This is a genomic window from Actinoplanes sp. NPDC051470 (assembly GCF_040682035.1).
Classification (GTDB): domain Bacteria; phylum Actinomycetota; class Actinomycetes; order Mycobacteriales; family Micromonosporaceae; genus Actinoplanes.
Genome location: NZ_JBFBAA010000006.1, coordinates 231,084 through 255,850, shown reverse-complemented (window position 1 = coordinate 255,850; position 24,767 = coordinate 231,084). Strand labels below are relative to the sequence as shown.

Sequence of the window (24,767 nt, the reverse complement as noted above, 5' to 3'; positions counted from 1 at the left end):
GGGCGCGGCCGTACTGGCCCACCTCTGGGCCTGAGGAGCGCCTTCGTCACGGAGCGGCCGGCCACCGCGGTGCCGGCACCGCCCCAGATCAGAGCGTCCACCGGTCAACCTCCTCGGCCGCGGCGAGCACGACACGCAGATCGGCGAAGGCGGAAGCGGCGTCGACCAGCGGCGTGCGCCCTTCGCGGATCGCTCCGACCCAGTCGGCGACGATCGCGCGGTGGCTGTCGTAGTAGTCCTCGCCCTCGACGAGGACCTCGCCAGACCTGAGCACGGCCGATCCGCCCGCTCCCTCGTAGTCGACCCGGATGTCGATGCGCCCGCCGGTCCCGTACGCGGTGGCCTCGATCTCCGGCCCGAACGCCGGGGTGACCCAGGTGTAGAGCGACTGGCCGATGACGCCGGAGGCGAACCGCAGGGTGAGCCCCACGGTGTCCGCTCCGCCGGACGCGGTCACCGCCGCGATCGGCCCGGCGAGGTGCCGCAGCAGGCTGGTGTGGTGGGTGCCCTGGTCGAGCAGGATGCCCGCGGCCGGCCCGCCGTCCTGGCGCCAGCCGTCCCGCAGCCACACGCCGTCCAGCCGGTAGGCCCGCGTGGTCCGCACCGCGACCAGCTCGCCGATCCGCCCGGCCTCGATCGCCCGGGCGGCGGCCTGGACGGTCGCCAGGTGCGGGTAGTTCTCGGCCACGGCGACCACCCGGTCCGACGCGCCGGCCGCCTCGACCAGGGCGCGGCCGTCGGCCTCGGTGGTGGCCAGCGGCTTCTCCACGAGCACGTGCAGGCCCGCGTCGAGCGCGTGGAGAACGGCCGCGGCGTGGGCGTCGTGCGGCAGCCGGATGTCCACCGCGTCGACCGCCGGGACCTCGGCGAGGTCGGTGAAGGCGGGCACCCCGAGGAGCGCCCCGACCTCGGCGGCACGGTGGGCGACACGGTCCACGACGGCCACCACCCGGGCGCCCGGCGGGGGCGACGCGTACACCCGGCGGGCCACCAGCTCACCGATCGCCCCACAGCCGACGAGGGCGATCCGCACACCTTCACTCATCGATGAACGCCTATTGACACGCGTAACTCCATACGTGGATATTCACCCTGCGAACCCGAGATGTAAATGGCGTTCGCATATACGAACCCGTGGAGTCCAACGTCGTCGATCGGGCACGCCGCCTTCGACAACGTGACCGTACGCATCCCTTGATCAGACTCCCGTTGGTGGCCGGTTCCTACCCTGGAGCCGCGCCACCAACGGGGAGGGACCATGAATCGCCGGCTCGGCATGGGCATCGCCATCTTCGTCGTGCTGGGGGCCGGCATGGCCTGGCTGGTGGTCAGCGAGTGGCGGTCCGACTCCGCGCTCGACCGGCGTGGCCGCGGCGCCGACGCGACGCTGGTCGAGATCCGCGACAACGGCAAACGCCCCGACCTCTACATCGTCCAGTTCACCACCGCCGAGGGTGAGCCCTTCCGCACCAAACTCTGGCAGCCGCCCGCCGACCCGAAGCCGGCCGTGGGCGACACGTTCCGGGTCATCTACGACCCGCGCGACCCGGAACTGGTCCGCGACGCCCGGAGCGGCCACGGGGAGGGCCGATGAGCGTACGGGCGCACGGTCAGCACCGAGCTTCGATGGTCGCCGCAGGACCCGCGCCCCGGGGTGGGCGAGACGCTCCGGGTGACCTACGACGCGAGCCACCCGGAGCTGGCCCGCGACGCCCGCCCGTCCACCCGGATCTATCCGTGGGTGCTCTTCCCGCTGTCCGTCCTGCCGCTGCTCTGGGCGGTCCACATGGTCCGGCTGATGACTACCGACCCGAACCAAGGGTCGTCAACCACGTGGTCAGGATCGGCAGGGCCGTAGTGGTCCGCATGGCGGTCATGTGGTCGCCCGGCACCACCTCCACGGTCCAGCCCTGTTGCTCCAGCTCGGCGCGATGGTGGGCCAGGGGCGGGCCGAGCTCGACCCGGACGTTGCCCCACTGCGGGCCGTAGTCGATCGCGTCGTCCTGGCCGGCGAAGGCCAGCCGCGGAATCTTCAGGCCGTCGAGGGCGGCGCGCTCGTCGAAGTCCCGCAAGGACTCGTAGAGGGTCACGTACTGCCGGGTCTGCTCCGGGGTCTGGGTGACCACGGCCGCGTCCCAGTCGCCGGGCTCGATCTCGGACTGGTCGGGCCGCACCCGGCCGGCGTTCTCGGTCGCCATCCGGTGTGCGGCCCGGGTGACCGCGAGCATCGGGCCGTACGGGCCGCCGAGCGGCGGGAAACCGCCCATGGCCAGGCCGGTCAGCCGGTCGGTGCGGATCGCCAGCTGGAGGCCGGACAGGGCCAGCCACGAGTAGCCGTAGTAGGCGAACTCGTGCGCCCCGGCCGCGTCGGCGATCGCCAGCAGGTCGGTGGCCACCGCGTCGGCGGTCAGCGTCGGGCCCGCCGGGTGGGCGGCGCGGTGGCCCTCGTAGTCGGCCACGATCACCCGGTGGCCGGCGTCGGCCAGACCGTGCGCCAGGGCCGGCCCGAGGTCGGGCTGGGCGCCCCAGGCCCGCATCTGCTCGGCCGTGGCCTCGTCGACCACGGCCAGGCTGACCGGCAGCAGCACCGCGGGGCCCTCGCCGAGGACCATGACTTCGAGATCGGAACCGTCGTGTAGCTTCGCCGTCGTCGTCATGACTAACACTATACACTGTAAGGACTATGAGCGCAGAAGAGCATGTCCGCCGGCTCTGGCGGGGCCGCGGCACCACGCTGCCCACCCCGCGACGCGGCCCGCGGCAGCAACTCGGCCTCGACGAGATCCTGGCCGCGGGGATCGAGATCGCCGACGCGTCCGGGCTCGCGGCGGTGTCCACCCGGGCCGTCGCCGCCCGGTTCGACAAGACCGCGATGGCCCTCTACCCGTACGTGGGCGCCAAGGAGAACCTGATCGCCCTCATGCAGGACCACGCGGTGGCCATGCCGGCCTGGGACGACCCGGGCACCGGGCTCGGCGACGACCTGCTCGCCTGGGCCACGGCGCTGTTCGACGTCCACCTGGCGCACCCGTGGCTGACCGACCTCTCGTGGGCGCAGAGCGGGCAGGGGCCGAACGAGCAGGACTGGCTGGAGCGGCTGCTCGGCATCCTGGGTGACCGGCCGGAGCCCGCGATCGTCACGATGCTGTACGCGACCGTCCGGGCCACCGCGGCCACGGCGGCGGCCTACCGGCGGATGGGCACGGACGACGCCGAGGGGTGGCTGGAGCGGGCCCAGGCCACCGCGCGGCTCATCCCCGACCTGCGCGATCGTTACCCGCTGTCGACCAGCCTGCCGCCGCTCGACCCGGACTGGCGCGAGACGCCCCGCGCCGGACTGGTCCGGGCGGTCAGGATCCTGGCCGCGGCAGCGGCGACGAGGTGAACATCCACAGGGTCGCGCCGCCGCGGTCCGCGTCGAACCAGCGGGTCACCTCGCGACCGTGGCGCTCGCCCAGCTCGACCAGGGTGTGGTGGCGAGCGGACCAACCGTGGTCGATCAGCCAGTCGTGCGGCGGGATCGGCGGGCCCTCCCGCAGCAGGGTCTCCAGGCGGCGGGTGCCGTTGTCGGCCACCTCCTCGTCGGCCAGGCCGGCGTCGAAACGGGAGGCGATCTCCAGGCAGAGGCGGCTGCCCGGCGCGGACAGGTCGCGGACCCGGGTCAGCAGGCCGTCCAGCTCGGAGCGGTCGAGGTAGATGGTCAGCCCCTCGCCGATCCACGCGGTCGGCCGGGACGGGTCGAAACCGGCGGCGAGCAGCGCGGACGCCCAGTCCCCGGCCAGGTCGGCCGGCACCGCCGTACGCCGCATCAGGGTTTGCAGACCGGCCGCCCGGGCCGCCTCCTCCTTGAGCGCCAGGCCCGGCGCCAGGTCGAGCTCGAAGATCCGCCCGGCCCCCGGCAGCCGGTAGGCCCGGCCGTCCAGCCCGGCGCCCAGCAGCACCACCTGCTCCACCCCGGACTCGGTGATCACCCGGTCGTTGTGCAGCGTCCGCAGGACCACCAGGTCGCCCATCATCGTGGTCAGGCCGGCCATGTCGCCGGGCATGGCGTCGAAGCGCGGCTGCTCACCGGGCCCGGCCAGGCCCAGGTGGACGACGATCGCCTCGGCCAGCGGGTCGCGGAAGGCCGGGGCGCCGGACAGCGACTCGGCGGCCCGCTGCGCGGCCACGAGCACGGCGGTCCAGCCGACGCCGTCGGGCAGGGTGGGTGCGTTGGTCATGGTGCGGACGACGTTGCCGGGGCCGGTTCGTTCGATATTCGGGTGTCCCGGCGTGATCGTTGCCCGTACGCTCCTTCGCAGAGGCCTAGCCCGGGCATACTTCGACAAACTTCTTTGGGTGAACCGCCCGGGCACTCTCCTCACGATCGGCGCCGCGTCGCGGCGCCGTTCTCGTTTCGTCGGGGGTTTCTCGGTTCGTCGGGGGTGCAGACACGTGGACGCGCTGGAGCGCATCGCATTCGACCGGCTGGGACTGGTCGTGACGCCGGCCGGGCCGGCCACCCCGGCGGTGGCCGCGCCGCTGCTCGCCGAGTTCGCGCACGCCGGGGTGCGGTTCGCCAACCCCGGCGCGGTCACCGACGGGCTCGCCGGGCCGCACCACGCCCTGATCGCGCATGTCCGCGAGAAGCGGGGCGAGAAGGGCCGGTACGCGCCGCTGTTCGCCGGCTTCCCCGACCGGCTGCCCGAGTTCGACGACGCCTCCTTCCGGTTCGTCGTCGCCCGGGCGCGGATGGCCGGCGAGGAGCACACCGACGAGCGCTGGCGCCGGGCCCTCGACTTCAGCGACCTCGGCTGGTGGCCGGCGTCGTCGATCCCGCAGGACCAGGAGCGGGCCGACGCGGCGCGCCGGGCGCAGGCGGCGCTCCCCCGCGACCGCCGCGTCGAGTGGCTCACCGTTCGGCTGGTGAGCCCGTCCGAGCTGGAGGCGGGGCTGCGCGAGTGGATGCGGGACTGCTTCGGCAGCGCGGCGTCGCTGCGTGAGGACGTGCGCGCCGATCTCGGCGTACTCGTCAAGCGCCTCGGGGTGGACGGCCTGGACCCGGCCGAGGTCCGCTTCCGTGAGAACCGCACGCTGCTGTTCGAGCTGATCTGGGCGTTCGAGCGCGGGCGGCTGCCGTCGACCGGCGCCACCCCCGACGACCTGCTGCGCCTGTTCGCCGCGCTGACCGGTGGCGACGCCAGCCTGTTCGAGCCGATCCGCTACCCGCGGCTGTCCCGGTCCGACCGCCGCGTCGTGGTGAACACGCTCGAGGCGAGCGAGCGGCTCGGCGACGTCTTCCGGCGGCGCGGGCTGTGGCTGGCGATCGACCGCGGGCTGCACGTCGGCGAGTTCCGCGCGCCCCGGGTGCGTGAGACCTTCGCCCGGCTGCGCGAGACCCGGCACGACCGGTCGTCGTTCCCGTCCCGCTTCGAGCGGCTGCTCGCCACCGACTACCCGGCCGCCGTCCGGCTGGCCGCGGCCGAATCGCCCGGCCTGCTCGGTCGTGGCCTGCGGTACGCCGGGCCGGAGTTCGACGCGCTGGCCGAGGCGTACACCGGCTGGATGCTGCGCGACGACGCCACCAGCAAGCACGCCGCGTTCGACCCGGCCACGGTGGTCAACGCGTTCGCGCTCACCGGCCGCAAGCGCTACGTGGTGCCGATGCTGCTCGACCTGGACACGCACGAGATCCTCTACGTCGACGTCCACCTCAACGGCGCCCCGCGGGCCCACGTCGAGCGCGAGGGCCACGACATCGCCACGCTGGTGTCCGCGGTCGCCGCCCGCCGCAACACCAAGCTCAGCGTGGCCGCCCTGGCCCGCCGCCACGTCCGGGTCCGGGGCGCGGCGCTGGTCACCGACCCGGCCCAGGCGACCATCACCTTCGGCACGACCGCCGGCCACACCTTCGACGCCCTCAACCCGTCGAAGCTCCTGGCCGACCTCCTGTAGCCGTACGCGGAGCTCCGGACGGCGGCCGGCCTGGAGCCGGCCAAGGCGCAGAGCCGGCGCAGCAGGCCCGCGCTTCCTGACGAGCGTCCTTGACAGGCGACGAGGGGCGGGCCTACGTTGCTCGCTAATTGTTAGTCAGTTTGTCAAATAATTAGGGAGCGGTGGGTGGCTCGGCCGGCCGGCTCGTCGAAGCTGCTGCGGGCGATGAACGAGAGCGCCGCGCTGGCGCACCTCATCGACCCGGGCAGGCTGACCCGCGCCGATCTTCGCCGGCTCACCGCCCTGAGCACGCCGACCATCTCCGAGGTGCTCCGCCGGCTCACCGACGCGGGGCTCGTCGGGGTGGTCGCCCATCAGCCCCGGCGCCGGCCGGGACCCAACGCCGAGATCTACGCGGCCAACCCGGACGCCGCCTACGCCGCGGCGGTGTCGATCCGGGACGTCGGCTCGGGCGATGGCCCGTCCGTGTCGGCGGCCCTCTGCGATCTCGCCGGCGAGACCCGGGCCCGCTTCGAGTGCGACGTGGACTTCCGGAACACCGATCCGGGAACCGCTCTGGCCGGGGTGCTGAAACGGCTCCAGGGAGACCAGGAACGACTGAGGTACGTCCAGCTCGGCATCTCCGGCTCGTACGACCGCCGCACCGAGACCATCGGCCACACCGAGGTGCCGGGCTTCCAGAAGCCGGGGCTCCTCCCTGAGCTGATCAAGGAGCTCGGCGTGCCGATCGGGGTGGACAACGACGTCAACCTGGCCGCCATCGCCGAGCGACGGCACGGCGTGGCCAGGAACTCCGACGGTTTCGCGCTGCTGTGGCTCGGCGACGAGGGGCTCGGCCTCGCCATCGACATCGGCGGCACCCTGCTGCGCGGCGCCCGGGGCGGGGCCGGCGAGATCGGCTACATGCCGCTGGTCGCCGCCGACGGCCGGCGGGACCTGCAGGATCTGGTCGGCGGCCCGGCGGTCCTCGCGCTGGGCCACGAGCACGGCATCTCCGGGCGTACTCCCGGTGAAGTGGTCTCGAACGCCGGCGGCGCCTTCTTCACCGAGCTGGCCGACCGGGTCGCGGTCGGGCTGGCCGCGGTGATCGCCGTGCTCGACCCCTCCCTGGTCGTGCTGGCGGGACAGGTGGCCCAGGCGGGCGGACGCCCACTCCGCGACGCGGTCGACCAGGCGATGCTGCGGGCCGCCCCGCTCGAGAGCGCCATCGAGGTCACCTCCATCGACGACGACGCGGTGCTGCTCGGCGCGCTGGACGCCGGGCTCGGCACCGTACGCGAAGCCCTCATCTCCGACATCCGCGACAGCTGATTGGACCCCCGACATGCGTAGAGCAGCCCTGGCCCTGGGCGCCGCCGCAGTGATGCTCGCGGCCGCCTGCACCCCGGCCCCCAAGGAGAACAAGATCGCCGATCCGGGTACGGAGGTGAGCGGCTCGGTCGAGCTGTGGCACTTCTTCACCGACCGGGAGGCCGCCGCGATCGACACCGTGATCAAGGACTTCACCGCGTCGCACCCGAAGATCACCGTGAACGTCAAGTCGGGGCAGGACGACGGCAAGGTCACCCAGGCGATCGGCGCCGGCAGCGGCCCGGACGTCGGCCTCTCGTACTCCACCGACATCGTCGGGAAGTTCTGCTCGTCCGGCGCCTGGGTCGACCTGAACCAGTACCTCCGGCGGGACAAGATCGACCTGACCAAGCTCAACGCGACCACCCGGCAGTACACCGAGTACGCCGGCAAGCGCTGCGCGATGCCGTTCCTGGCCGACGCGTACGGCATCTTCTACAACAAGGACCTGTTCGCCAAGGCCGGCATCGCCGGGCCGCCGAAGACCCTGGACGAGCTGACCGAGGACGCCAAGAAGCTGACCGTCCGGAACGCCGACGGCTCGCTCAAGACGGTCGGTTTCCTGCCGCTGTCCGACTTCTACGAGAACTCGGCCGCGCACCTGGCGCCGATGGTCGGCGCCAAATGGCTGACCGCGGACGGCAAGTCGGCGATCGGCGCCGACCCGACCTGGAAGACGCTGCTGACCTGGCAGAAGCAGCTGGTCGACTTCTACGGGTACGCCAACCTGGTCAAGTTCAAGGCCAGCCTGGGTGACGAGTTCAGCGCCGACAACGCGTTCCAGAAGGGCCAGGTGGCGATCAACATCGACGCCGAGTTCCGCCTCGCGTTCCTCGCCGACCAGGCCAAGAACCTGAACTTCGGGGTCGCTCCCCTGCCGGTCAGCGACCCGGCCCGGTACGGCGGCGGCTACGTCACCGGCAACATCCTCGGCATCTCCAAGAACGCCAAGAACCCCGAGGCCGCCTGGGAGCTGATCAAGTACCTGACCACCGACGACGCGGCCATCGCCAAGCTTGCCGAGCTGATCAAGAACGTGCCGACGACCACGGCCACGCTGACCGACCCGAAGCTGACCGCCGACCCGAACTTCAAGGTGTTCCTGGACATCTTCGCCAACCCGAACTCGTCGACCACGCCGCCGTCCTCGTCCGGTCCGGCGTACCAGGAGACCTTCGCGCAGTTCATGACCGAGTGGCAGTCGGGCAAGGTGGCCGACCTGGACGCCGGCCTGGCCGGCGCCGACCAGAAGGTCAACGGCGTCATGCAGCTCGGCGGCTAGACCGATGCGGCTCCGGAGGAACCTGACCACGCTGTCGTTCCTGGCCCCGATGCTGATCGGCATCGCCGTGTTCTTCCTCTACCCGCTGGTGTCCGCGGTCTACTTCTCGTTCACGAAGTTCGACCTGCTGTCGGTGCCCGAGTGGGTCGGGCTGGACAACTACCAGAAGATGGCCGACGACCCGTTCCTGCTCCAGTCCGTAGGCAACACGCTCTGGATGGTGTTGATCTTCGTGCCGCTGCGGATCATCAGCGCGATCGGGCTGTCCATGTTGCTGGCGCGGCTCAAGCGGGGTGCGGGCTTCTTCCGTACGGTGTTCTACCTGCCCGCCCTGGCCCCGCCGGTGGCCGCCACCATCGCGTTCGTCTACCTGCTCAAGCCCGGCACCGGGCCGGTGAACACGTTCCTGGAACACATCGGGATCGACGGCCCGCTGTGGTTCAACTCCCCCGCCTGGGCCAAGCCGTCGCTGGTGCTGCTGGGCCTGTGGGGCATCGGCGACATCATGGTCATCTTCCTGGCCGCGGTGCTCGGCGTGCCGGAGAGCCTGTACGAGGCGGCGGCGCTGGACGGGGCCAACGCGTGGCACCGGTTCCGCTACGTCACGCTGCCGACGATCCGGCCGGTGGTCCTGTTCGCGGCGGTCACCGGCGTCATCTACACGCTGCAGTACTTCGACCAGGCGGCGGTGGCCGGCGCGATCGCCAGCGGCAGCGCCACCACCGGCGGCGGCCTCTCGTCGACGCTCGGCTATCCGGAGGGCTCCACGTTCACCTATCCGCTGTGGCTCTACACGGTGGGCTTCCAGTACGGCGCCCTGGGCTACGCGAACGCGATGGCCATCGCCCTGTTTGTGGTGGCGCTCGGCGTAACGGTCTTCCTGCTGCGCCGATCGAAAGCCTTCGCGGGAGAGGAGATGGCGTGACCGTCGTCGCGGAACGGCCGCCGGCGCTGCCGACAACCAAGGAGCATCGACGGGTACGCAGGCAGAACCGGCTGGCGTGGGTCGCCCGGCACAGCATCGCGATCGCCCTGTCGATCATGTTCCTGGCGCCGGTGGTCTACCTGATCCTGCTCTCGCTGATGACCAGCAGCCAGGCGCTGACCAGCGACTACTGGCCGAACACGTGGCACCCGGAGAACTACCTGCGGGTGTTCCAGGTGACCCCGCTGCCGCACTATCTGCTGAACACGGTCATCTACGCGGTCGCGGCCACCGCCTTCATGCTGATCTCGAGCATCCCGGCGGCGTACGCGCTGGCCAAGCTGAGGTTCCGCGGCCGCAACGCGCTGTTCCTGACGGTCATCTGCGTGATGATGCTGCCGCCGCAGGTGGTGACCGTCCCGCTCTACCTGATGTGGGCGCGGTACGGCCTGACCGGCACGCTCTGGCCGCTGATCGTCCCGATGCTGTTCGGCGACGCGTTCAGCATCTTCCTGCTGCGCCAGTTCCTGCTCACCATCCCGGCGGAGTACCTGGACGCGGCCCGGGTGGACGGTTGTGGCGAGTGGCGGGTGCTGCTGCGCGTGGTGCTGCCGATGGCCCGGCCGGGGATCGCGGCGGCCGGCCTGTTCCAGTTCTTCTACGCCTGGAACGACTACTACGGCCCGCTGCTCTACACCAGCGAGAACGAGAACGCCTGGACGCTGTCGCTGGGGCTGGCGTCGTTCCACAGCGTGCACCACGTGGACTGGAACCTGGTGACCGCGGCCACAGTGTTGACCATGGCGCCCATCATCATCGTGTTCTTCTTCGCGCAGCGGGCGTTCGTCCAGGGAGTGACCTTGACCGGAGTGAAGGGCTGACCGCAGTGAAGGGACCAACTCAGTGAGGATCGCCGTCGTGGGTGGCGGGTCGACGTACACGCCGGAGCTGGTCGACGGCTTCGCCCGGCTCGGGTCGATGGTGTCCGAGCTGGTGCTGATCGACCCGGCCGCCGACCGCCTGGAGGTGGTCGGAGAGTTCGCGCGGCGGATCTTCCGGGAGCACGGGCACCCCGGCCGGGTGGTCTGGACCAGCGACCTGGACGCGGGCGTGACCGACGCCGACGCCGCGGTGATCCAGCTGCGGGTCGGCGGGCAGGCGGCCCGGATCAGCGACGAGACGTTCCCGCTGTCCTGCGGGTGTGTCGGCCAGGAGACCACCGGCGCGGGCGGGCTGGCCAAGGCGTTGCGTACGGTGCCCGTGGTGCTCGACGTGGCCGAGCGCATCCGGCGGCGGGCCCGGCCGGGGGCCTGGATCGTCGACTTCACCAACCCGGTCGGCATCGTCACCCGGGCCCTGCTCGACGCCGGCCACCGGGCGGTCGGCCTGTGCAACGTGGCCATCGGGTTCCAGCGGCGCTTCGCCGGGCTCCTCGGCGTACCCCCGGAGAAGGTTCTGCTCGATCACGTCGGCCTCAACCATCTGACCTGGGAACGGGCCGCCCACGTGGACGGCGTCGACCGGCTGCCGCAGCTGCTCGCCCAGCGCCTGCCCGAGCTGGCGGCCGAGGTGGAGATCGACGAGGAGGTGCTGCGGACGCTGAACAACGTGCCGTCGTACTACCTGAGCTACTACTACCACCACGACCGGGTGGTGCGGGCGTCGCGGGACGCGCCGACCCGGGGCGAGCGGGTGGCCGAGATCGAGGCGACGCTGCTGGCGATGTACCGGGACCCGGCGCTGGTGGAGAAGCCGGCGCTGCTCGGCGAGCGCGGCGGCGCGTACTACTCGGAGGCGGCGGTCGGCCTGCTCGCCGCCCTGCACGGGCACGACCCCGACGGGGTGCACTCGGTGAACGTACGCAACGACGGGTTCTTCCCGTTCCTGCCCGACCGGGCGGTCATCGAGGTGTCGGCGCGGGTCGGGCCGGACGGCTTCACACCGCTGCCGACCGGCGCGGTCCCGCCCGGGATGGCCGGGCTCATCAGCCACGTCTCCGGGTACGAGGACCTCGCGCTCCAGGCGGCCCTGCGCGGCGGCCGGCACCGGGTCTATCGGTCGCTGCTGGCGCACCCGCTGGTCGCCCAGCACGAGATCGCCGACGCGCTCACCGACAAGCTCATCGCGGCCGGGCGCCGGCACCTGGCCTGGGCTCGATGAGTGAGACCTTCCTCGCGGCCGACGGGGGCAATTCCAAGACCGACGTCGTGCTGGGTACGGCGGACGGCCAGATCCTCGGCCGGGTCCGCGGGCCGAGCATCTCCCCGCATGTGGTGGGCCTGCCCCGGGCCATGGACACCCTCGGTGACCTGATCGTCTCGCTGACCGGCGGAACCCCGGTCGACGTGATCGCCGCCTACCTGGCCGGCGCCGACCTGCCCGCCGAGGTTCTTCTCCTCGAGGAGGCGGTCGCCGCCCGGAACTGGGCCACCCGGTCGATCGTGGACAACGACTGCTTCGCGCTGATGCGGGCGGGGACATCGTTGCCCGACGCGGTGGCCGTGGTCTGCGGCGCCGGCACCAACTGTGTGGGCCGGGCGGCGGACGGCCGGACCGCCCGGTTCCCGGCCCTCGGCCCGATCTCCGGCGACTGGGGCGGCGGCCACGACCTGGCCGAACACACGCTGCGGCTGGCCGTCCGCGGCGAGGACGGCCGGGGCGACCCGACGGACCTGTCCGCGGCCGTGGCGGCCCACTTCGACCGGCCCACCGTCGAGGCGGTGAGCATCGCTCTGCACCTGGGCGAGCTGCCGATGACCGCGATCCACGAGCTGTCCCCGCTGCTGTTCGAGGTGGCCGCCACCGGCGACGAGGTGGCCGGTGGCCTCGTCCGCCGCCAGGCCGGGGAGATCCTGGCCCAGCACCGGGTGGCGGCCGGGCGGCTCGGGCTGCTCGACGCCCCGCACGCCCTGGTGCTGGGTGGCGGCGTGCTCCAGGCCCGGCACCCGCAACTGCACGACCAGGTCGTGGCGGGCGCCCGGGCCCAGGCGCCCCGGGTGGAGATCAGCGTGCTGGAGTCCCCGCCGGTGGTCGGCGCGGCGCTGCTCGCGGTCGACGCGCTCGGCACCGCGGCGGCCGCCGAACCGCTCCTGCGATCGCAATTTCTGTCCGATCGGCTCTGGTGACCATGCGGGTGCTTCGCTTTCCTGTACGGCATGGGGGAAAAGTTCAGAAAAACCGCAGTCGCGGCCATCGCGGGATTTTCCGCGCTCGCCGTGGCAATGCCGACCGCTGCGGTGGCCAAGCAGGCTGAACCGGCCACGCCGCACGTGATCGGCATCGATCCACTGTCCTACGACGACCCGGCAGCCATCCAGGCCGTCTACGCCCCACCGGCCCGGTCCGCCCGTGCGGCCGATCCGACCGCCGACGCCCGGTGCGGGAACCCCGCACCGGCCGCGGTGCCGGACGGCCAGCCGATCGTGGTCCAGATGCCGCCTGCCCCCGCGTTCACCGTCGGAAAGATCAACAACTCGACGTGGCGCAATCCGCCGGTCAGCGACCCGACCTGGCGGATGAACTACGAGGGTCTGATGTGGATGAAGCCGCTCGCACGGCGGGCCGCCCAGGACGGGCAGCTCAAGTCGCTGAACGCACTCGTGCTGCAGGCGATCGCCTTCCACCGCTACAACCCCGACCCGGGCACCAACGCGTACGGCTGGGACGAGGGCACCGCGCTGCGCAGGCTGGAGACGCTCAACTGTCTCTACGCCCTCACCCGTAACGACAACCTCCGGATCAGCATGGACATGAATGCCGCCGTGCTGCTCGGAAAGCGTTACTACGGCCCGCCGAACTACCCGGTGCACAACCACGGCCTGATGGCCAACCTGCAGTTGCTCCGGGCCGCCGAGATCCTCGGTGGCCGCACGGGCTGGCGAAGCGTGGCGATCACCCGGATCGTCAACGATGCTCCGCAGGCGTTCTCCAGGGAGGGGATCTCCTACGAGCAGTCGTCGGCCTACCAGGGCGGCAACGCGAGCCTGTGGGAGCAGGCCGCCGTCGCGCTGGAGAACACCTCGGGCCAGGCGGCCAACGCGCGGAAGATCCGCGCCACGGTCGACATGGCCTGGCGTAACTACAGCTTCATGACCGAGCCCGACGGGAAGATCTCCCAGGTCGGCGATTCGGACGAGATCAACGGGCGTCCGCTCGACCTGAAGTCGAACCGCGGGCTGGTCGACCCGCAGACCGGCTGGGCGATCGGCCGGTGGAGCTGGACCGACAAGAACTCGCCGCACTACACCATCCGCTTCGGCCCGGCGCGTCGCGCGCACGGGCACGAGGACCGGGCGGGCGGCGTGACCTGGTCGATCAAGGGGGTACGGGTGCTGGTCGGCCCGGGCCGCTACAGCTACGACAAGAACAACATGTACTCGCGCTACCAGACCCGCCCGGACGGACAGAACGTCGCGGTCCCGAACGGCGGCACGGTCAAGGGCGGTACCTCCACCCTGACCGCGAAGTACGCGGCCACCAGCCACGTCTTCACGGTCAGCGACACGGTGTACGGCCTCCGGCACAGCCGCGGGGTCACCGCCAACTCGGACTCGCCCCGGCTGGTCGTCTCCGACCAGTTCACCGGCGCGTCCAAGTGGCGGCAGCACTGGCACCTCGACCCGGACTGGGTGAAGTCATCCGGTTCGGTCGGCGGCGGCACGATGGTCTTCCGGCACCCGCCGACCGGGCGGATGCTGACCATCACCACCACCGGCACCATCGTCAGCGCACTGCGCGGCAGCAACGACACACGCGGCCCGTACGGCTGGCACTTCCCGAAGTTCCAGACGCGGGAGCCGGCCTGGCAACTCATGGTCGACAACAGGTCGACCTGGACCGTCACCACGTTCCGGGTCAGCTGACCGCACGTTCCCTCGTCCGCAGGTAGCGGGCCACGGCCGGGTCGTCGCTCAACGCGGCGGCCCGGCCGTACGCCGGCCTGGCCTCGGCCTTCCTCCCGGCGCGGGCGAGCAGGTCGGCGCGGGTCGCGTGGTACGGCTGGAAGTCCTCGGCGGCGACCTCGTCGAGCAGGGCCAGGCCGGCGTCCGGGCCGTCGATCCGGCCGGTGACCGCGGCCAGCGCCACCCGGCTGCCGAGACTGGGCTCGATCAGGTTCAACGCCGTGTAGAGGATGCGCAGGGCCGGCCAGTCGGTGCGGCCGGTGCGGGCGCGGTCGCAGTGCACCGCCTGGATGGCCGCCTCCAGCTGGAACCGGCCCGGTGTGGCGGCCTTCTGGGCGCGGGCCAGGTAGGATTCGCCCTCGGCGATCATCTCGGCGTTCCAGCTCGCCGGATCCTGCTCGTCCAGCGGCACAAAAGCGGCGCCTTCGCCGCCGGGTGGAGAGAAAGAACGTTCGTTCTTTCTCGACAGCGACAGCGTGACCAGGGCGGCCAGCCCCCAGGCCTCCGGCTCCTCGCCCAGCAGCGCCGCGAGCGTGACCGCCAGGTATTGCGCCTCGTCACACCGGTCGATCGCATAGGCGCCGTAGACCGCCTCCAGCACCGGCGGCAGGCGCTCCGGCATCGCCTGCCGGTCGGGCACCACGAACGGGATGCGCGCGTCCTTGATCTTGCGTTTGGCCCGGACCAGGCGTTGCGCCATGGCCTTCGGCGGGACGGCCAGCGCCGTGGCGATCCGCGCCGCCTCGAAGCCCAGCACGGTCTGGAGCATCAGCGGGGTGCGGATCGCGGCGTCGATGCCGGGGTGGGCGCAGACGAAGAGCAGGCCGAGCCGCTGGTCCGGGATCGCGTCGGGGTCGAGGGCGTCGAACGGGGCGTACGCGTCGGCGCCGGTGTCCGCGGCCGCCTCCAGCGGGGCGCTGGTGCGGTGGGCGGCGGACTTCCAGATGTCGCGCAGGCGGTTGCGGGCCACGGTGAGCAGCCACCCTTCGGGGTTGTCGGGCACACCCGCCTCGGGCCAGGTCGTGAGGGCACGCTCGAAGGCCGCGGCCAGGGCATCCTCGGCCAGGGCGAGATCGCCGGCGGGTGCGGCCAGGAGAGCCACGAGCCGGCCGTACGCGCCGCGGGCCACCCGCTCAGCCGCCCGGTTCGCCTGGTCCGCCGCGGCGGCGGCGGCCTTGTCCATGGCCGCCGGCCGCACCGCGTCGGGTGTCACTTGTTGGGATGCCACGTGCCGTCGACGACGTGGACCGCGCCGGGGCGGATCTCGACCGTGCCCCAGGCAACGGGAGGCGCCTGCTTGGCGTAGCCGATCGCGGCGTCCAGGTCGGGCACGTCGATCACGAAGGTGCCGCCGAGCTGTTCCTTCGTGTCGGCGTACGGGCCGTCCTGGATCTTGACCTGACCATCGACCGTGGTGACCGTGGTCGAGTTGGCCGACGGCTGGAGCACCTCGCCGGAGACCAGCACGCCGGCCTGGTGGAGGGTGGACGCGTAGCTGGCGAACGCGCGCCGGCCCTCGGCCAGCATCTCCTCGCCCAGCTCGGACGGGGACATCTCGGCGTAGTGCAGAAGCAGCGTGTAACGCATGGTCGTGATCCTCTCACCTCGGTGTTCGCCTACACCGTGATGACGAGTGACCCCGGGCCCGATCGACACCTGGTCAGGAGAGAAGCCACGACAGCTTGTTGATCTTGAACGGTCGGGCCGCGGCCGGCGTCGCGCCCGCCTTGAGGATGCGGCCGCTGTAGCGGAACCACGTGACCCGGCCGTCGGGGCCGCGGTCGAAGTCGGCCCGGAAGAACGTGTCGGCGCCGGACGGCTCCAGGATCCGTACGTAATCGCGGCGGTAGAACTCGAGGATCGCCAGCACCTGGCCCTCGACCCGCATGCTGAGCCGGCCGGCGTCGGGCACCAGATCGACGACCGTGCTGAGGAAGTTGCCGTCGAGGTCGGTCTGGGTGATCGTGTACGGGCCCGCGTACGGCGCGAGCTGGGCCGGCGTCAGCACCCGGGGCCGGGCCGGCAGGTTGTGCAGGCCGGCGAAGCGCGACAGTGCCCAGTCGTCGCCGTACAGCTCGGCGATCAGGCCGGGACCGCCCTCGGAGTTGGTCAGCACGGTCAGCGCCATGTCGCGGGCCGGAACCATGAGGAAGCCGGAGTGCTGGCCGGCCCAGTCGCCGCCGTGCTCGATCACCTTCGGGCCCTCGGCGGTCGGCCGGATCTGCCAGGTCACGCCCATGCCGTCGAGTTCGACCAGCAGCGTGCCGCCGGGGCCGGGCCGGGTCTGCATCTCGCGCAGCCCTCGCCGGCTGAGCAGCCGGCCGCCGTCGCCCAGGTGAAACTTGGCCCAGGCCAGCTGGTCGTGGGCGCTGGAGATCAGGCCGCCGGCCGCGTGCACCGACCGCGGCATGGCGAACGCCTCGGGCGACGCGACCAGCTCGCCGGTCGCCGGGTCGGGCACGTGCGACATGGCGACCTCGGCCCGCGGGATCTCGTCGAGGAAGAAGGCGCTGTGGCGCAGCCGCAGCGGGCGCAGGAGCAGGTCGCGCACCACGTCCTCGTACGTGCGGCCGGTCTTGACCTCGAGGATCCGCCCGGCCACCGAGATCGCGGCGTTGTTGTAGGCGAACGTCCGGCCCGGCGGGTTGAGCTGGGGCGTCACCGTCATCGACGCGACGAACCGGGCCAGCGCGTCGCCACCGGGGCCGGTGTCCTTGAAGTAGTCGCCCAGCCAGCCGGGGCTGTGGTTGAGCAGCTGGCGGAGGGTCACCCGGGCGGACTGCGCCGGGTCGGCGGTGCGGAAGGCCGGGAGATAGCTCTTCACCGTACGGTCGAGATCGAGCTTTCCGGCCTCGACCAGGCGCATGATCGCCGTACCGGTGAAGGTCTTGGTCGTCGACGCGACCCGGAAGACCGTATCGGCGTCGACCGGGCGCGGATCGGACAGATTCGTCACGCCGAAGCCGCGGTGGTAGTCGCGCCCGCGATAGCGCAGCGCGTAGGAGACGCCGGGGATGTCGTACCGCTCCATCGCGGCCCGGATCTTGTCGTCGAGCTCGCCGACCGCCCGCGGGACGGCGGGCCGGGTCGTGGGCAGCGTGGTGATCAGGGCCCCGGCGGCGCCGGCGCGAAGGAGATTGCGGCGGGTAACGGACATCGATGCACCCCCGTGGTCGACCGGAGACCCACCCTACGCCCGATTTGTGATCATGGGGCACCGCGATCCAGCGGCGTACGTCAACATGTGTCCCCATGCGCGTCGTTGTCGTCCCGGCCCCGATCGTGGCGAGCGGCCACGGGGTTCCGCGCGTCTGCTGCCGGCACGGCGAGCCCGCCACCGAACATCACGACCTCACGTTCCGCTCGCGGGTGCCGTTCTGGCTGCTCCTGCTGACCCTGTTCATCGGGCTGCCGGCGCTGATCATCGCGGTGCTGATCCAGCGCAAGGTGCCTACGCCGGCCTGGCCGTTCTGCCCCCGCTGCGTCCGGTCGCTGACCGTCCGGCGGATCGTGATCGTGGCCGTCTTCGTGACCCTGCTGCTGTGTGCGGCCCTCAGCGTGATCGGCTGGGTCAGCACCCGCGACGAGCGGCCGGGTGCCTTCGTCGCCGGGTTCGTGTTCAGCGTGCTGCTGCTCATCTTCGCGGTCCAGGGCATCACGCTGGCCACCCCGAGCCGGGTCGCCAACGGGTACGTCGCCGAGAACGGGATGACGGTCGAGTTCCGCAACCCCGACCCTGACTTCCTCCGGCAGATCGTCGCGGCCAAGGCGGAGTTCCAGCACTACCTGCGGTCCGTCGGCCCGCAGCCGATGGCCCCGGCGCCGCCGCCCTTCTGACCTCCGAGGGCGGCGGCGGACAGAGAGCTAGCCGGCCAGGGCGGCGGCGACCATGCCGGGCTGGTACGAGCCGCCCTTCTGGTGTGTGATCACGGCCAGGCGGTTGGCCGCGTTGACCAGCGCCACCGTGCAGACCAGCGCGGCCACCTGCGGCCTCGTCAGCAACGCCACAGCAACGGGGTCTCCGCGCCCTCTCCGGTGGCTTGGCGGCCGACGATGACCCGGCCGTCGGCGCTCACCCCGGCCGCCTCGTCGGTGTCCCGGCGCTCGGTCAGATGGGGCAGCTCGCGCGCCTTGCCACCGACCAGGATCGACGCGTCACGGTACGGCGGCGCGGACCCGGCCGCGGCCGAGGTGCCGACCAGCGTCCCGGTCGTGGTGACGGCGGCCGGCTTGATCGCGGTCACCGGCTCGACCCGGTCGCGGGCCAGGTTCCAGACGACCGGGCGGTCACCGGGCCCGCTGGTGCCGACCACCCAGCCGCCGGCCAGGCCGAGAACGCCGCCCTCGGACCCCCCGCTCAGAGCGGGCAACGGCCGGCCGGCCTTGAAGGCGCTGTCCCACACGTACGGACGGGAGTCGGCGAACCCGACCACGACGCCGGCCTCGGAGATTGCCGTCGCCCCGGCCACGCCCGGCGCGCTCAGCGAGTGCACCGCTTCCGGCCGCCCGGCCGGCCACATCACCGCGTGGGAGATGTCACCGGGCCGGTTCACCACGCCGACCATGTCGCCGCGGCCGTTCACCCCGTTCGCCGTCGCGCCCTCGCCATCGTCGGCCAGGGTCACCACCTTCCCGCCGACGTAGGCCCAGGCGTGCAGCCGATGATCACGGGTCACGCCGCCGACCACCACGCCGGTCGAGCTGACCGCGAGCGGGGTCGGCGCGAACCCGGGCACGTCCAGCACCCGCAGCCTGCCGTTGTCCCAGAGCAGCGCCTTGCCCTGTTCCCCGGTCTCCTCCGAGCCGGCCACCGCGCCCACGGCGTACCGCCCAGACGGGTCGACCGCGAGCGCGCCGCCCTGGGTCTCGCCCGGCGGGAGCGGAAGCGCGGACACCCGGCACGACAACCCCGGGGGCGCGCCGAGCGACGGTGGAGCGGGCTTCTCGCGGGTGCCGGCCATGACGCCGACGGCCACCGCGAGCGTGGTGAACGCGGCGGTGCCCGCGACGGCCACGGTCCGGCGGACCCGCACACGGCGCCGGCCGGTGGCCATGGCCCGGCCGAGGTCGACGTCGAGCGGGGGAACCGGCCGCTCGCGCAGCGGGGCGAAGATCTCGTCAGTGTTCATGTCAGCTCCTCAGAATCGGCTGGTCGGCATCCATCAGCCGGCGCATCGTGGCGAGCCCGCGCGAGGTCTGACTCTTGACCGTGCCCTCGCCGCAGCCCAGCATCGCGGCCACCTCACCGACCGGCAGGTCGTAGAGGAAGCGCAGCACCAGCACGGCGCGCTGCCGGGGTGGCAGCCGGCGCAGCGCGGCGACCAGGATCGGGCGGTCGTCGTCGGCCCGCTCGGGCGCCGGCGTCTCGGGCACCGTCGCGCCCAGCCGGATCCGCGACCACGGCCGCCGTCGCTCGGCCAGGAACTGCCGGAGCAACATCTTGTGCACGTACGCGTCGACGTGCTCGACGCCCCGCACCCTGGGCCACCGCTCGTAGAGCCGGACCAGGGTGCCCTGCACCAGGTCGGAGGCGTGATGCACGTCCCCGCACAACGTGTAGGCCAGGCGTTTCAGCCGCTCCATGCCGGCCGTCGCATAGTCGACGTACTCGCGTTCCCACTCGGCGCGCATCGGCTCCCCTTTCGCTCGCCGTATGGGTAATGCGCCGGATCGCCGGACGGTTGCCTGACATCCTCAGTGGATTCTCGCTCCTACTGTGGGTGCATGCCTGACCGCTGGGAGCCGCGGAAGTTTCAATGGGGGGCTACGCCAAGGAATCCTGTTCCTCGCGATCTGCCTCGTCATGATGATCGTCGCCGTCCTGTGCTTGTTCGGGATCCCCTTCCCTACGTAGGTGGTCCGTTGTTCGTACTGAGTGGAGTGGGCTGATCGTAAGACCGGGCTGACCGGGGGACGGACAGACAGGAGCCCGGCGCGGCCGCATCCTGAACCGACGGAGACAGGAGGCTGACGATGTCCGTGCCACCCGGAGTGCGGCTGTGGCCCGAGCACTGGGCGGTGCAGGCCGACCTCGAGGCCGATCGGGTCCAGCACCGGCTCAACGTCGCGACCGCCCGCGAGCTCACGCCGGCCGAGACCGAGGCCCAGGCCGCCGTCGAACACCATGTGACCGAGGCGCGCACGGCCTGCCGTTCGCGCGGCCGGTTCGGCAACCGTGGCCTGCTCAACCAGTGGCGCGGCACCTCGGTCGAACGCGCCTACCTGCACCTGCACACGGCGAAGATCTTCCTGGTCGAGGTGCTGCCGGAGCCCGAGTTCACCGCGCTCATCCCCGAGGTGTCGACCCGGCTGGGCCAGGCGCTCGACCGCAACGACCCGCGCCGGGTCGAGGGTGAGCGGGCGCTGCAGACCACGACCGGGCCCGCGCGCCGGGCCGCGGTGAAACAGGCCATGGAGATCGCGTACGACGCGTCCGACGAGGAATACACCCGGCTGCGCGACTTCCGGAACATCATCGTGCTCGCCGCCGCCGCGATCACCCTGCTGACCGGCCTGCTGATCTTCTTCGTGGCGCGGACCCCGGACGCCATCCCGATGTGCTTCGACCCGGCCGTCACTGGGCCGCCCGACCCCGGGTCGACCGCGGCGGCCGTCGCCCCGAACGTGTGCCCGCGCGGCGCCCCGCGCGCTCCGAGCGGCGACGACATCCTGATCATCGCCGGGCTGGGCGCGCTCGGCGGGGCGCTCGGCGCGCTGCTCGCCATCCGGCGGCTGCGCGGCACCTCCACCCCGTACTCGGTCTCCACCGCCCTGGCCGTCCTCAAGGTCCCGTCCGGCGCGCTCAGCGCCATCATCGGCATGGTCCTGCTGGCCGGCGGCTTCGTGCCCGGTCTGACCAACCTGGACAGCCAGCGGCAGATCCTGGCCTACGCGCTGCTCTTCGGCATCGCCCAGCACCTGGTCACCCGGGTCGCCGACAACCGGGCGCAGCAGCTGATGGACAACATCCCCAGCAAGGACCCGGAGGCGAAGTCGGCCGAGCCACCGGTCGTGATGCCGCCGGTGCAGACCACGCCCCCGGAAGTGCCGGCCGCGCCCGAGCCCGCGCCGGAGGCGGCCCCGGTCGAGGCCGATGATCAGTTCCTGCCCGCGCACGAGGTGGACGGGCTGGTCGACGAGCTCAAGGCCGACGACGAGGAGCTCGAGGTCGAGGCCTTCCCGCTGCGGCCCGAGGAGCCCGACGAGTTCCCGGACGACGACGGCGATCCCGAGGTCGGCGACGAGGAACGCGCCGAGACCGGAACCGACAAGGGGGTGGGCTGAGATGGCCCGGACCGCGGTGGACGTCCTCCGGATCGCGCGATCGCAGATCGGCTACCAGGAGGGGCACAACAACGACAACAAGTACGGCCGGGCGTACGGCATGAATCATGTCTTCTGGTGCCAGCAGTTCGTCTGGTGGGTGTTCCGCCAGGCCGGGGCCGGTGGCGAGATGCCCAAGACGGCCGTGACGCGCGTGGCGTACCCCTGGTACCGGCGGCACCGCGGTCTGGTCCGGGTGCGCGACGCGAAGCCCGGCGACGTGGTGTGGTTCGACTTCAGCGGCAAACTCAAGCCGGTCTCGCACGTCGGCATCGTGGAGAAGAACCTCGGCGGCGGGCGGCTGCAGACCATCGAGGGCAACACCAACGGCAAGGGGTCGCGCTCCGGCGGTGGCGTGCTGCGCAAGGTGCGCTCCGGCCGCATCGTGGCGATCGGCCGGCCCCGCTACGGCACCGTCGCGGCCACCAGGAAGCCCGCGCCCGGGTCGGCCGACCTGCGCTACCCCGGCCACTCGATCGGCCGTGGCAGCCGCGAGCGCGGGCCGGTGCGCTGGATCCAGGCCCGGCTCAACATGTGGGCCGGCAAGCCGCGGCTGACCGTGGACGGCGAGTTCGGTCCGCTCACCGAGAAGGTGCTCAAGGAGTTCCAGATCCGGCGCGGGCTCAAGGGTCTAGGCGTGGCCGGCCCGAAGACCTGGCCGCTCCTCAACGCGATCCGGTAGCCACCAGGCCGCCGCGGCCTCGGCCGGCACCGGGCGCGAGTAGAGGAAACCCTGCGCGTGCCGGTAGCCCAGGCTCCACAGCAGCTCCGCCTGCTCCGGCGTCTCCACGCCCTCGGCCACCAACCCGAGCTGGAGCACCTCGGCGATCTGGCTGACCGCGGTGGCCACCGCGGCCTGCCGGGTGGCCGTGGTGACCTGCTCGACGAACGACCGGTCCAGCTTCAGCGTGGACACCGGGCAGGTCAGCAACAGGCTGAGCGAGGACGCCGCGGTGCCGAAGTCGTCCAGCGCGATGCTGACGCCCATCGCCCGCAGCCGGTGCAGCGCCGCGATCGACTCGTCGTCGTCGACGACCACCGTCTCGGTGACCTCGACGGTCAGCGAACGCGGGGCCAGGCCGGCGTCGGCCAGCGCCCCGGCCACGTCCGCCGGGAACGACGGGGTCCGCAGCTGCTCGGCCGCCACGTTCACGTTGACGGTCAGCTCGGCCGCCGCGGGGTACTGGCGCTGCCAGGAGGCCGCCTGGCGGCACGCCTCGCGGAGCACCCAGAGGCCGATCGGCACGATCAGCCCGGTGCGCTCGGCCATCGGGATGAACTCGCCCGGCGACACCCGGCCGCGCACGGGGTGCTGCCACCGGACCAGCGCCTCGACACCGGTCACCCGGCCGGTGTCGATCAGCACCACCGGCTGGTACTCGACCACGAACTCGCCGGCCCGCACGGCCCGCCGGAGGTCTTGGGCCAGCTCGGCGTCCCGGCCGATCCGGGTGCCCATGTCGGCGCTGTACAGCACCACGGTGCCCTTGCCGCGGTCCTTCGCCTCGTACATCGCGATGTCCGCGTTGCGCAGCAGCAGCGCGGCCGGGGCGCCGGGCTCGGACACCGCCAGCCCGATGCTGGCCTTCGTGGCGATCGGGTGCTGCTCGATCTCGACCGGGTCGGCCAGCCGGTCGATCACCCGCCGGGCCAGCGCGTCGGCCTCGGCCGGGGTGGTGCCCGGCAGCAGCACCGCGAACTCGTCGCCGCCCAGCCGGGCCACCACGTCGCTCCCCCGGGTCATCTCGCGCAGCCGCTCCGCCACCGTGGTCAGCAGCACGTCGCCGGCGGCATGACCCAGGGTGTCGTTGACGGTCTTGAAGTCGTCCAGGTCGATCAGCATCAGCATCGGCGGCGGGCCCGGCGCGGCCAGCGCGTCGTCCAGCAGCTCGCCGAAGTGGGACCGGTTGGCCAGCCGGGTCAGCCCGTCGTAGCTGGCCTGCTCCCACAGCCGCGCCTCCTGCACGCGCAGCTCGGCCAGGGCGCCGTCCAGCCGCCGGATCAGCGAGGCGTTCTCGTGGAAGGCGACCAGCTGCCGCGCGGCCACCAGCACGGTGATCGCGGCCAGCCCGATCGCCGCCACCCACAGTCTTACCGACTGGTCGGTAGCCAGCAGCCGGAAGAACGCGGCCAGGATCAGGACCACCACGAAGTACGGCAGGATGCTGTACGGCTTGCGCTTGCGCTGGGCCCGGGCGGCGTGGATCGGGATCTGCAGCTCCTGCACGCGTGGGCCGAGCGCGACGAGCAGGGACGGCAGCAGGCGTACGGCCCACACGTACCCGTCGGCCACCCCATCCGCCCCGACCGGCAGGAACGACCCGGCCCCCTGGATGAGCGCCGCGCCGATCATCGTCCAGGCCGCGGCCCGGGTCATCGGCGGATGCGCGGCGAGCGCCACCCGGGTCGACGCGAACGCGGCCAGCAGCACCAGCGAGACCGAGACGCTGGTGGTGACCACGTCATCGGCCCCGGCCACGCCGAAACACCAGGCCAGCACGGCGCTGCAGATCAGCACCGTGGTCGCGTCGAGCCAGTAGACGAGTTGCTCACGCCGGGTCCGCCGGCCCTGCGGGAAGAGCAGGCAGGCGATCACCGTCGCGCTCATGCCGACCGCGAAGCAGCCGGTCTGCACCGCGTTGCCGGTCAGCGAGGCCGAGCCGGGCACGATCCAGGCGCAGACGCTCTGGTACGTGTCACCGATGGTGTACGCCAGCCCGCTGAACGCCAGCACCCGCCAGAACCGGCGGAACCGGGCCGCGGACGCCTGGCCGGCCCGCCAGGCCAGCAGGCCGAACGCGGCGTCCAGCGGCACCTGGAACATCCAGAACACCTGGCCCAGGCGCACCTGGTCACCGTCCAGCCCCAGCAGCAACAGACCGCCGGCGCACCAGAACACCAGCAGGCCCCGCACGACCGGATCGCGCAGCGGCGAGCGCGTGGACCTCACGAAGACTCGATCGGCAGGCGCCCGCGCGGTCTGACGGTTTCCATCCCACGGTCTTGCGATCCAGCCGGTATGGCCGCCCGGTATCGATGATCTTCGTTGGAT

Annotated in this window: 23 protein-coding genes; 13 read left to right on the top strand and 10 right to left on the bottom strand. The window is 72.1% G+C overall.

The features are described from left to right. Positions 1-88: 88 nt before the first annotated feature. The gene (locus AB0M54_RS14090; RefSeq protein WP_364471148.1) at positions 89-1,045 is read right to left on the bottom strand and encodes a Gfo/Idh/MocA family oxidoreductase; all 957 of its coding nucleotides are present in this window, start codon (positions 1,043-1,045) and stop codon (positions 89-91) included. 213 nt (positions 1,046-1,258) lie between these two features. Between AB0M54_RS14090 and AB0M54_RS14085 the strand changes: the two genes are divergently transcribed. Beyond that, positions 1,259-1,594 (top strand): DUF3592 domain-containing protein, encoded by a 336-nt coding sequence (locus AB0M54_RS14085; protein WP_364317283.1) that lies wholly within the window; start codon positions 1,259-1,261, stop codon positions 1,592-1,594. A 208-nt stretch (positions 1,595-1,802) separates the two neighbouring features. Here AB0M54_RS14085 and AB0M54_RS14080 read toward each other — a convergent pair whose 3' ends face one another. Further along, the gene (locus AB0M54_RS14080) at positions 1,803-2,657 is read right to left on the bottom strand and encodes an alpha/beta hydrolase (protein ID WP_364471145.1); all 855 of its coding nucleotides are present in this window, start codon (positions 2,655-2,657) and stop codon (positions 1,803-1,805) included. A 26-nt stretch (positions 2,658-2,683) separates the two neighbouring features. Here AB0M54_RS14080 and AB0M54_RS14075 point away from each other — a divergent pair, with 26 nt between their 5' ends. Next, positions 2,684-3,385 (top strand): hypothetical protein, encoded by a 702-nt coding sequence (locus AB0M54_RS14075; protein WP_364471142.1) that lies wholly within the window; start codon positions 2,684-2,686, stop codon positions 3,383-3,385. Here AB0M54_RS14075 and AB0M54_RS14070 read toward each other — a convergent pair. Next, entirely contained in the window at positions 3,351-4,220 is an 870-nt protein-coding gene (locus AB0M54_RS14070; RefSeq protein WP_364471139.1) for an SAM-dependent methyltransferase, read from the bottom strand. The two genes, AB0M54_RS14075 and AB0M54_RS14070, sit on opposite strands and share 35 nt — an antisense overlap. A 214-nt stretch (positions 4,221-4,434) precedes the next feature. Here AB0M54_RS14070 and AB0M54_RS14065 point away from each other — a divergent pair, with 214 nt between their 5' ends. From AB0M54_RS14065 to AB0M54_RS14030, 8 genes are all read left to right on the top strand, one after another. Continuing rightward, positions 4,435-5,934: a hypothetical protein gene (locus AB0M54_RS14065; RefSeq protein ID WP_364471136.1), complete on the top strand. Its 1,500-nt coding sequence runs from the start codon at positions 4,435-4,437 to the stop codon at positions 5,932-5,934. A gap of 165 nt (positions 5,935-6,099) precedes the next feature. Then, positions 6,100-7,245, top strand: coding sequence for an ROK family transcriptional regulator (locus tag AB0M54_RS14060; protein WP_364471133.1), 1,146 nt, complete (start codon positions 6,100-6,102; stop codon positions 7,243-7,245). Between the two features lie 13 nt (positions 7,246-7,258). Then, entirely contained in the window at positions 7,259-8,566 is a 1,308-nt protein-coding gene (locus tag AB0M54_RS14055) for an ABC transporter substrate-binding protein (RefSeq protein ID WP_364471130.1), read from the top strand. A 4-nt stretch (positions 8,567-8,570) separates the two neighbouring features. Next, positions 8,571-9,491, top strand: coding sequence for a sugar ABC transporter permease (locus AB0M54_RS14050; RefSeq protein WP_364471127.1), 921 nt, complete (start codon positions 8,571-8,573; stop codon positions 9,489-9,491). Further along, on the top strand, positions 9,488-10,372 hold the full coding sequence (locus AB0M54_RS14045; protein ID WP_364471124.1) for a carbohydrate ABC transporter permease: 885 nt from the start codon (positions 9,488-9,490) through the stop codon (positions 10,370-10,372). The genes AB0M54_RS14050 and AB0M54_RS14045 overlap by 4 nt, the downstream gene beginning before the upstream one ends. 22 nt (positions 10,373-10,394) lie before the next feature. Further along, positions 10,395-11,651 carry a 6-phospho-beta-glucosidase gene (locus AB0M54_RS14040; RefSeq protein WP_364471121.1) on the top strand — a complete coding sequence of 419 codons (1,257 nt, stop codon included), beginning with the start codon at positions 10,395-10,397 and terminating at the stop codon, positions 11,649-11,651. Further along, positions 11,648-12,616 carry a BadF/BadG/BcrA/BcrD ATPase family protein gene (locus AB0M54_RS14035; RefSeq protein ID WP_364317301.1) on the top strand — a complete coding sequence of 323 codons (969 nt, stop codon included), beginning with the start codon at positions 11,648-11,650 and terminating at the stop codon, positions 12,614-12,616. The genes AB0M54_RS14040 and AB0M54_RS14035 overlap by 4 nt, the downstream gene beginning before the upstream one ends. 30 nt (positions 12,617-12,646) lie before the next feature. Further along, positions 12,647-14,353: a hypothetical protein gene (locus tag AB0M54_RS14030; RefSeq protein WP_364471119.1), complete on the top strand. Its 1,707-nt coding sequence runs from the start codon at positions 12,647-12,649 to the stop codon at positions 14,351-14,353. On the opposite strand, the gene AB0M54_RS14025 is transcribed toward AB0M54_RS14030, so the two are convergent. From AB0M54_RS14025 to AB0M54_RS14015, 3 genes are all read right to left on the bottom strand, one after another. Next, a complete protein-coding gene (locus tag AB0M54_RS14025; protein ID WP_364471117.1) occupies positions 14,346-15,605 on the bottom strand; it encodes a DUF6596 domain-containing protein in 1,260 nt (419 codons plus the stop codon). The genes AB0M54_RS14030 and AB0M54_RS14025 overlap by 8 nt on opposite strands. After that, positions 15,602-15,979 (bottom strand): YciI family protein, encoded by a 378-nt coding sequence (locus AB0M54_RS14020; RefSeq protein WP_364471115.1) that lies wholly within the window; start codon positions 15,977-15,979, stop codon positions 15,602-15,604. The genes AB0M54_RS14025 and AB0M54_RS14020 overlap by 4 nt, the downstream gene beginning before the upstream one ends. Before the next feature lie 73 nt (positions 15,980-16,052). Further along, positions 16,053-17,549, bottom strand: coding sequence for a serine hydrolase domain-containing protein (locus tag AB0M54_RS14015; protein ID WP_364471114.1), 1,497 nt, complete (start codon positions 17,547-17,549; stop codon positions 16,053-16,055). 95 nt (positions 17,550-17,644) lie between these two features. Between AB0M54_RS14015 and AB0M54_RS14010 the strand changes: the two genes are divergently transcribed. Beyond that, on the top strand, positions 17,645-18,229 hold the full coding sequence (locus tag AB0M54_RS14010) for a hypothetical protein (RefSeq protein WP_364317309.1): 585 nt from the start codon (positions 17,645-17,647) through the stop codon (positions 18,227-18,229). Positions 18,230-18,256: 27 nt separating this feature from the next. On the opposite strand, the gene AB0M54_RS14005 is transcribed toward AB0M54_RS14010, so the two are convergent. From AB0M54_RS14005 to AB0M54_RS13995, 3 genes are read right to left on the bottom strand one after another with little or no spacing between them, the layout of a single operon-like run. Further along, a complete protein-coding gene (locus AB0M54_RS14005; protein ID WP_364317311.1) occupies positions 18,257-18,400 on the bottom strand; it encodes a hypothetical protein in 144 nt (47 codons plus the stop codon). Next, positions 18,388-19,521 carry a hypothetical protein gene (locus tag AB0M54_RS14000; RefSeq protein ID WP_364471112.1) on the bottom strand — a complete coding sequence of 378 codons (1,134 nt, stop codon included), beginning with the start codon at positions 19,519-19,521 and terminating at the stop codon, positions 18,388-18,390. The genes AB0M54_RS14005 and AB0M54_RS14000 overlap by 13 nt, the downstream gene beginning before the upstream one ends. 1 nt (position 19,522) lies before the next feature. Further along, complete coding sequence (locus AB0M54_RS13995) at positions 19,523-20,023, bottom strand: SigE family RNA polymerase sigma factor (RefSeq protein WP_364471110.1); 501 nt, start codon at positions 20,021-20,023, stop codon at positions 19,523-19,525. A 342-nt stretch (positions 20,024-20,365) separates the two neighbouring features. On the opposite strand from AB0M54_RS13995, the gene AB0M54_RS13990 reads away from it, so the two are divergent. Beyond that, positions 20,366-21,676, top strand: coding sequence for a hypothetical protein (locus AB0M54_RS13990; RefSeq protein WP_364317315.1), 1,311 nt, complete (start codon positions 20,366-20,368; stop codon positions 21,674-21,676). A gap of 1 nt (position 21,677) precedes the next feature. After that, entirely contained in the window at positions 21,678-22,397 is a 720-nt protein-coding gene (locus AB0M54_RS13985; RefSeq protein WP_364317317.1) for a CHAP domain-containing protein, read from the top strand. Here the strand turns inward: AB0M54_RS13985 and AB0M54_RS13980 are convergent. Next, positions 22,347-24,665 carry an EAL domain-containing protein gene (locus tag AB0M54_RS13980; RefSeq protein ID WP_364471108.1) on the bottom strand — a complete coding sequence of 773 codons (2,319 nt, stop codon included), beginning with the start codon at positions 24,663-24,665 and terminating at the stop codon, positions 22,347-22,349. The genes AB0M54_RS13985 and AB0M54_RS13980 overlap by 51 nt on opposite strands. Positions 24,666-24,767: the final 102 nt, after the last annotated feature.

Bases quoted from the DNA above. Each gene is read 5' to 3' on its own strand.
- AB0M54_RS14090 (WP_364471148.1), bottom strand. From the start codon at position 1,045: ATGAGTGAAGGTGTGCGGATCGCCCTCGTCGGCTGTGGGGCGATCGGT.
- AB0M54_RS14085 (WP_364317283.1), top strand. From the start codon at position 1,259: ATGAATCGCCGGCTCGGCATGGGCATCGCCATCTTCGTCGTGCTGGGG.
- AB0M54_RS14080 (WP_364471145.1), bottom strand. From the start codon at position 2,657: ATGACGACGACGGCGAAGCTACACGACGGTTCCGATCTCGAAGTCATG.
- AB0M54_RS14075 (WP_364471142.1), top strand. From the start codon at position 2,684: ATGAGCGCAGAAGAGCATGTCCGCCGGCTCTGGCGGGGCCGCGGCACC.
- AB0M54_RS14070 (WP_364471139.1), bottom strand. From the start codon at position 4,220: ATGACCAACGCACCCACCCTGCCCGACGGCGTCGGCTGGACCGCCGTG.
- AB0M54_RS14055 (WP_364471130.1), top strand. From the start codon at position 7,259: ATGCGTAGAGCAGCCCTGGCCCTGGGCGCCGCCGCAGTGATGCTCGCG.
- AB0M54_RS14050 (WP_364471127.1), top strand. From the start codon at position 8,571: ATGCGGCTCCGGAGGAACCTGACCACGCTGTCGTTCCTGGCCCCGATG.
- AB0M54_RS14035 (WP_364317301.1), top strand. From the start codon at position 11,648: ATGAGTGAGACCTTCCTCGCGGCCGACGGGGGCAATTCCAAGACCGAC.
- AB0M54_RS14030 (WP_364471119.1), top strand. From the start codon at position 12,647: ATGGGGGAAAAGTTCAGAAAAACCGCAGTCGCGGCCATCGCGGGATTT.
- AB0M54_RS14020 (WP_364471115.1), bottom strand. From the start codon at position 15,979: ATGCGTTACACGCTGCTTCTGCACTACGCCGAGATGTCCCCGTCCGAG.
- AB0M54_RS14015 (WP_364471114.1), bottom strand. From the start codon at position 17,549: ATGTCCGTTACCCGCCGCAATCTCCTTCGCGCCGGCGCCGCCGGGGCC.
- AB0M54_RS14010 (WP_364317309.1), top strand. From the start codon at position 17,645: ATGCGCGTCGTTGTCGTCCCGGCCCCGATCGTGGCGAGCGGCCACGGG.
- AB0M54_RS14000 (WP_364471112.1), bottom strand. From the start codon at position 19,521: ATGAACACTGACGAGATCTTCGCCCCGCTGCGCGAGCGGCCGGTTCCC.
- AB0M54_RS13995 (WP_364471110.1), bottom strand. From the start codon at position 20,023: ATGCGCGCCGAGTGGGAACGCGAGTACGTCGACTATGCGACGGCCGGC.
- AB0M54_RS13990 (WP_364317315.1), top strand. From the start codon at position 20,366: ATGTCCGTGCCACCCGGAGTGCGGCTGTGGCCCGAGCACTGGGCGGTG.
- AB0M54_RS13985 (WP_364317317.1), top strand. From the start codon at position 21,678: ATGGCCCGGACCGCGGTGGACGTCCTCCGGATCGCGCGATCGCAGATC.